The 7,770-nt window shown below is 39.0% G+C and carries 4 protein-coding genes; all 4 read left to right on the forward strand.

Annotation, left to right across the window (positions count from 1 at the left end; all coding sequences use genetic code 11):
- Positions 1-10: 10 nt before the first annotated feature.
- Positions 11-3,385 (forward strand): SusC/RagA family TonB-linked outer membrane protein, encoded by a 3,375-nt coding sequence (locus tag BM156_RS08485; protein WP_170846900.1) that lies wholly within the window; start codon positions 11-13, stop codon positions 3,383-3,385.
- Positions 3,386-3,410: 25 nt separating this feature from the next.
- The gene (locus BM156_RS08490; RefSeq protein WP_093919393.1) at positions 3,411-5,132 is read left to right on the forward strand and encodes a RagB/SusD family nutrient uptake outer membrane protein; all 1,722 of its coding nucleotides are present in this window, start codon (positions 3,411-3,413) and stop codon (positions 5,130-5,132) included.
- 124 nt (positions 5,133-5,256) lie between these two features.
- Entirely contained in the window at positions 5,257-6,918 is a 1,662-nt protein-coding gene (locus tag BM156_RS08495) for a glycoside hydrolase family 18 protein (RefSeq protein ID WP_093919394.1), read from the forward strand.
- A gap of 97 nt (positions 6,919-7,015) precedes the next feature.
- A partial coding sequence (locus tag BM156_RS08500; RefSeq protein WP_170846901.1) for an alpha-L-fucosidase occupies positions 7,016-7,770 on the forward strand: 755 nt, incomplete at its 3' end.

Genomic DNA, 7,770 nt, shown 5'->3' on the forward strand with positions numbered 1-7,770 from the left:
GAGATTAATTATGAAGCTAAATTTTTTACTATTGCTCATATCGGTTTTCCCAGTGGCTGCGGGAGTGAATGCTCAAAATGCCAAACTCAATCTCAAAATGACTAAGGTTACGATTGCTGAGGTTTTTGATGCCATTGAGCAGAAATCGGATGTCTATTTCTTTTACAATAAAGAAGAGGTGGATGATACGCAATTGGTAGATGTCGAGTTTAAGAATAAAACACTCGAACAAGTCTTAGACTACTTTGAGAAAACTTTGTCTGTCGATTACCACCTTGCAGGAAAGAATGTAATTATCAAACCACAAGCTGGAGAGTTTTCTGGACAACAAAAACGAAAGATTTCTGGAAACGTGACCGACACATCCGGACAACCACTTCCCGGAGTAACTGTCTTGGTTAAAGGAACAACTAAAGGGGCAGTCACTGACTTTGATGGGAATTATTCGATTGATGATGTTTCTGTTAGTGGGACTTTAGTATTTTCTTTTGTGGGGATGCGAACTCAGGAGGTTGTTGTTGGTAATCAGTCAACAATTAAAGTGACAATGGACGATGATGCGATTGGATTGGAAGAAGTAGTTGCGGTTGGTTACGGTACTCAAAAAAAAGTAAGTTTAACAGGTTCTGTTACCCAAATTAATAGCGATGAATTAACAGTAGCCCCTGTTGGTAATGCTGCTATTGCTATTGCCGGAAGAATGCCAGGCGTGATTACAAAACAGACTTCAGGTATGCCGGGTAGCGATAATGTTAATATTTCGGTTCGAGGATTCGGCACTCCGTTGGTATTGGTAGATGGTATTGAAACCAGTTTCAATCGGATTGATCCGAACGAAATTGAATCGATTACGGTTTTAAAAGATGCTGCTGCGGCTATTTATGGTTCAAGGGCTGGAAATGGGGTTGTTTTAGTTACTACTAAGCGTGGTAAAATAGGAAAACCTGTTATTGAATTTAAGAACAGTTATTCACTACAACGCCCGGTAGTTAACCCTAATTATGTAGATGCGGGTGGTTTTGCCGAGATGTGGCGAGAAGCAAACCTAGCAGATGGTATTGATCCATTGATAAGTGTTGGTGGGCAATTGGTCCCTCTTACTCCAGAGGTTGTGGATAATTTTAAAAATGGAGCTCCCGGTTATTACAATACCGATTGGGCTGAAGTATTGTTTAGGGATGATGCTCCAATGATTGAGAATAACCTATCAGTAAGAGGGGGGAGTGAAAAGATTAAATTCTTTACCTCTTTAGGGCATTTTGATCAACGAAGTATTCTTGCTTCTGATGATGTGTCATTCAAACGCTACAGTGCAAGAGCCAATATTGATGCAGAAATAGCTGAGAGCCTGACATACACACTCGATTTGGCTTATAGAAACGAATTCAGAGACCGATTGGCTCTTCCTGTTTCTGATATTTTTAATGGATTGGATTTTGCACAACCTATTTATCCTTATGTGCCAGGCGATGAGATGGCTTCCTATCATGGAAATGACCAGACATCCATTGATGGTTTTTCTGAAAGAAACATATCCGGATTTGAAGAAATAAGTAATGATATTTTTAGCGGGAACATGAGCCTTAAATACGACTTGCCCTTTATCAAAGGCTTGTCGTTGAAAGCAAAATTATCGTATCTGTATAATGGTCAATTTAATAAGCGTAGAGGTTTGAAGTTTGATATTTATACGCTTGATGGAGAGGGGATTCCGTTCGTTTTGCACAGTAGAGAAACAGACGGAGGAAGTTTGACAGAAAAATTTAATAAATATATCCAGGTTTATCCCCTAATTTCAGCCGAATATGACACTGAAATTGATGAAAATAACAAGATAAATGCGATGTTGCTTGCCGAGCAAATTGACAATCGTAGTGTGTATTTTAGTGGCTACAGGGGGCAGTTTCTTTCAAAAGAATTGAATGAATTTTTTGCCGGAAGCGAAACAGGACAGAATGTCTCTGGAGGTTCAAGTGAAACTGCGCGTCGGAGTTATGCAGGTCGTTTAAATTATAGCTACAAAGATAAATACCTGTTATCGGGGACTTTTCGCTTCGATGCTAGTTCTAAATTTCCTTCAGACAGCCGTTGGGGATTCTTTCCAAGTGTATCGGCAGGGTGGAGAATTAGTGAAGAGCCTTTTTTCAATACAGATGTTGTAAATAATTTGAAATTGAGAGGATCCTACTCAGAAGCAGGGGTCGATAATATCGATAATGCTTTTCAACATCTTATTGGTTTTAATGTACAGGGAGGAGATCCATTCCTGTTTGGAAATAATGAGGCGTATGCTCGAATAAGAGCCACCGGTTTACCAAACCCTAATGCAACCTGGGAAAATGTGACGACCTATAATTTAGGTGTCGATGTTTCACTTTTGAACAGTAAAGTTGTTTTTGAAGGGAATGTTTTCTATCGAGAGAGGGAAGGTATTTTGGCAAATTCAACTGCCCAGATCCCAAGTACATTCGGACTTTCGTTACCGCAAGAAAATATAAACAGTCAGAATAACCGAGGCTATGATGCAACGTTAACCTATCAAGGGGAAACAGGAAAGTTTAAATACACTATCTCAGGCAACCTTACATTTAGTCGGGCAAAATGGGATCATTATGAAGAAGAAGAATACACTGATCCTGATCAAATTCGAATTTATCAAAAATCTGGGCAATGGACCAACCGTATATTCGGTTACTTGACTGACGGTTTCTTTAATTCTCAAGCGGAAATTGATGAACTCCCTTACGACCAGGATCAACATGGTAATTCGACTCTGAAACCGGGAGACATTATCTACAAAGACGTAAATGATGATGGTGAAATTAATTTCAGGGATCAGGTTGAGCTGGGCTATGGTAGTTTCCCAAATATGTCTTATGGGCTAAGGTTAGCTGGTACTTATAAGAATTTTAGTGCTGATATGCTATGGCAAGGGGCTAGTCGTTTTAACATGTCTATTACCAGTGCTGCACGTAGTCCATTCTTGAACAACGGTGTAGTCCCTCAAAAATTCTATGAGAAATACAGGTGGACACCGGATGATCCAGCTAATCCAACTAAAAACATTAATCCTGATGCTGAATTACCAGGAATCCATTCTAATGGTCTAATGGGCAACAATACTAAGATGTCAGATTTATGGCTGAAGGATGGGACTTATCTCAGGTTGAAAAGCCTCAGTGTTTCGTATAAAATTCCAACTCGGTTAATCAAGGGTGTCCTTGAAGGGGCTTCAGTTTTTGTTAGTGGAACAAACTTACTAACCTTAAGTAAGCTTGGTATTTATAAAGATAGTTTTGATCCGGAGTTTTCAGGTGTTGGTACTACTACATTGGTCTTTCCAAACCAACGATCGATTACCGTAGGATTGAATATCGTATTATAGGGTTTTATTTATAAAATGTAAAAAAATGAAAAAAATAACAGATATAATTTTATTTGGCTTATTGTCACTGCTATTTGTAAACTGTAGCGATGATTTTCTGGATAAGTCTCCCAAAAGTTTGATTTCGGAGGTGGATGTTTTTAAAGACCCCAATCTTGTTGATGCTCTTCTTGCCGATTTGTATAGCCGTACTGATTTTCAGTATCAAGGCGGTTCAAATCATAATTTAGGAGCTTGGTGGCAAATAGGTGGAGAGGCCAGAGCGTTTGGCCCTTGGCAGGATCCTTGGCAGATCACTTATAATCTGCCGGATGAAAATGGATCAAGAAAATATGATTATTGGGTTTATGGTAACATTAGAGCCTACAATGACTTTATACAGAAAATCGAATCCAATGAAATTCTTGATCCCGAGATTATTAAGATTAAGTCGGCAGAAGCTAAGTTTCTTCGAGCGTGGTGTTATTTTGAGATGGTTCGTCGTTTTGGCGGTGTCCCTTTAATTCTAGCCCCCCAAGACAAAGATGTAGATGATTTGTTTGTTGCAAGAAACAGTGAAAAAGATATCTATGATTATCTTGATACTGAATTGGAAGTAATTGCTGAAGCATTACCAGAGGAAACAGAAGCTGGTCGCGTAAATAAATACGCTGCGTATACATTCAAGAGTCGTGTAATGCTCTATGCTGCAAGTGTTGGAGAATTCGGTGGAAGTGTTCAACTGGATGGATTGCTTGGAATGAATTCAGCTGAGGCGGACGAATACTGGCAAAAAGCGTATAATGCAGCCCAATCCGTTATTTTAAGTGGGAAATATGCACTGTATAACAAAAATTCCGATCCGGTGCAGAACTACATTAATTTATTTTTGGATGAAAGTGAAAATCCAGAACCTATTTTATCTGTATTATTTGACGGAGCTGCTGGTAAAGGACATATGTATGATAATATAGGTATGCCTATGGGGTTTGCTTCATGGAACTCCAATTATAACCCATATTTGGAAATGGTGGAATATTTTGATTTTGTTGATGGAAGATCTGGTATGATTGACCGCGCCGAATTCAACGGGGAAAACCATTGGGATATTCATGACTTGTTTGGAAAACGTGATCCTCGGTTTAGAGCTTCAGTTTTTTATCCTGAAAGTCAATTTCAGGGGCAAACAGTTTGGATGCACCAAAAGTCTGTCGGTACCCGACCTGAAGATTCAGAGGTTCCAACAGCCGGTCCAAACCGGAACTGGCAGCGTACTGGATTTATTACCCGTAAAAGAATTGACGAAAATCATGTAAATCCGATTGCAGGCTATAGTAGCACCGATTATCATGTTTTCAGATATGCTGAAGTACTTCTTAACAAAGCTGAAGCAGCATTCTATCTAAACAAGTCAGGAGAGGCACTTGCGTTGGTGAACGAAGTACGTGCACGTGCAGGTATGTTTCCACTAACAGAAATCACGGAAGAATTAATTCGTAAGGAGCGTCAGGTGGAGTTGGTTTTTGAAGACCAGCGCTTTTGGGATTTAAGAAGATGGAGAACTGCTTATGATGAATTAAATCGAGTTTATAAGGGATTAGTATTTACCTATGATTTTGATGCCACTGATGGTGAAAACTATATTATAACCGTCAAAAATGCAGATGGATCTGATCCTCATATTTTCGAAGAACGTTTTTATTATTTCCCATTTGGGTTAGGACGAATTTCTGATAATCCAAACCTTGTGGAAAATCCTGGCTATTAGTAATCGTATTGATTGGCTTATTTATAACATTGGGGATAAGATTTTTATCCCCAATGTTATAAATAAGCCAATTAGTAGAAGTCCCCAAATACATAGAACAATACACAAGTAAAAAAATACTATTATGAATTCAATAAATATATTACTTCGCGTATTAATCATTTTTTGTTCTTTTTTATTAAGCTCATGTGATAGAGAATCAGTCGTCTTGGAAGAACCAGATAATAATACGGACAATGATGATACATCCTACGAGAAATTCTTTAGTTCCTATATAAGGTTAAATTTTTACGAGACCGGTCGTGTTTCTGATGAGTCGGTTTTGGCCTATGACGACCTGATCATGATCGCATTCAGACCTTATACAGATGGAACCCTTTTTTTTGATCTTCCTGATAACCAGGCTTCTTTTTCTAATGCCAGTTATCTAAAAGATTTTGATAATCGAAATGGAGTCATCGATTTTAATGGAACAGATGCAGATATGAATGTTGGTTTTGACCTCTTGAATAACGTTAAAATTGCCGGAGGATCAGATGGTTCATATAAACAGTTTACTTTTGGAACTTGGCTTTCGCTGGATAACTGGACTCCCGGAGGTTTTATTTTTAAAAAGGCCAATGAAAGTGGGAGTGTCTATTGTAAAATGAGTGATGCCGTTGGCGTTTTCGAGTTTAACATCAACGGTAAAAGTGTTACTATTCATGCTGACAATGTATTGAACGGATGGCATCATTTTGCTTTAGGATACAACGGGAATAAAGGTACTGCTGAACGTGTTGCCTGTTATATAGACGGGACTTTGTTAGATAATGTTGTGGTAGCTTCAGATTTTCCAAGCTCTGTTCCTTTTATCCGGGAAGCTTTTCATATAGGCTCTGGGATTGATGCTAAGTTGGATGAAACATTTATAAGTAGTTTGTTTTTGCCGGCTGGTACGGTCTCTGGATATATGAACAATGGGATTAAGTTGCGAAAAACAGATTGGAACTCCAGTAAAACGCTTGCTTACTGGACATACGACAATTCTTCTGATCCGGGTAAAGATGCTCAGTCATGGAGAACTATTTATGATGAGTTGCGCACTACACTTACAGGTAAAGATATTAAACTACGCGTTGGAATGGCCGGCGGAGACTGGAAAACAGTTGTTGGGAATGCCACTTCCCGTACAACTTTTGTAAACAGCGTATCCGATTTTATATCTCAATACGCTTGGGATGGAGTAGATCTCGATTTTGAATGGTGTGAATCCACCCAGGAATATAATAATTACAGCAAGGCAATTGTTGAACTGGGTGAAAAGTTAGCGACATCGGATGTTACTTATTCGGTATCATTGCACGCTTACTATTATAAAATTAGTCAGTTGGCGATTAATAAAACAGATTTCATTTCCCTTCAGGTTTATGGACCTCAACCTTCATTATTTGATTATGATGAATTTGTGAGTAAAAGTAATGCTGTTGTTGATTACGGTATTCCTAAAGAAAAATTAGTTCTTGGAGTACCTTTTTATGGTGTTGAAAGTAATGGCAACAGATCATCTGCTGCGTATCTTAATTTTGTAGATGCCGGGCTAATTAGTTCTCCACTTCAGGATCAGGTTACATACAATGGTAAAACATATACCTTTGATGGGCAGGAAACTATACGCAAAAAAGCTCTGTTTGCGAAGCAGAATAAATACAAAGGAATAATGAGTTGGGATATTGCCACAGATGTGACATACAGCAATGAGCTTTCATTGGCAAAAGCGGTGAATGATGTGCTTGCATTTGAATAGATTAATATTCTGAGATAAGTTATCCATTATAGCAGATTAATTTAAGCTTAAGTCCTATATGTCTTTAAAAATCAATGAATAATATAAAGGTTAAAATATGCAAACAATAAAGCGCTATTTTTCATTAATAATGCTATTACTTTGTTCAGTTCCGTGTTTTTCGCAAGAGCAGGAACGTTCCTGGGAAGAATTAAGGGATCAATATGAGTTTCCAAGTTGGTACACCGAAGCCCGATTTGGTATTTGGGTCCATTGGGGAGCACAAACGGAGCCTTTAAAAGGTGGAGGCTGGTATGCCCGTCACATGTATATGCAGGATGTTGGTCGCGAACAATGGGGCGATGCCGCCTATGAGTACCATTGCAAAACCTATGGGCATCCTTCTGAAATCGGATACAAAGATGTTCTCAACGAGTGGAAAGCCGAAAAGCTGGATACTGATGCATTGGTGAAGTACTTTAAAAGTCTTGGTGCAAAGTATTTTGTAGCACTGGCGAATCATCATGACCACTTTGATAATTTCAACTCGACCTACCATCCCTGGAATTCGGTTAATGTTGGCCCCAAACGCGATATCATCAAAGAGTTTGAGGTTTCCTGTAAGAAATTTGATATTCCGTATGGCGTGAGTTCACACGATGATCGGTTTCTTTCCTGGTGGCTCCCGGCATTTGGCGCTGATACTTCGGGAGTTTATCAAGGCAAGCCCTACGATGGTCACATGACCATTGAAGATGGAAAAGGAAAGTGGTGGGAAGGCCTGAATCCAGCTGATCTGTATGGATTACCACCAGGGCAAAGAACTCCTGAGTATATCGAAAGCGTCAAGCAAAACTGGGTGCTTCGTCACAC

The sequence above is a fragment of the Sunxiuqinia elliptica genome (genome assembly GCF_900113005.1).
GTDB classification, from domain to species: Bacteria; Bacteroidota; Bacteroidia; order Bacteroidales; family Prolixibacteraceae; genus Sunxiuqinia; species Sunxiuqinia elliptica.

Bases quoted from the DNA above. Each gene is read 5' to 3' on its own strand.
- BM156_RS08490 (WP_093919393.1), top strand. From the start codon at position 3,411: ATGAAAAAAATAACAGATATAATTTTATTTGGCTTATTGTCACTGCTA.
- BM156_RS08485 (WP_170846900.1), top strand. From the start codon at position 11: ATGAAGCTAAATTTTTTACTATTGCTCATATCGGTTTTCCCAGTGGCT.
- BM156_RS08495 (WP_093919394.1), top strand. From the start codon at position 5,257: ATGAATTCAATAAATATATTACTTCGCGTATTAATCATTTTTTGTTCT.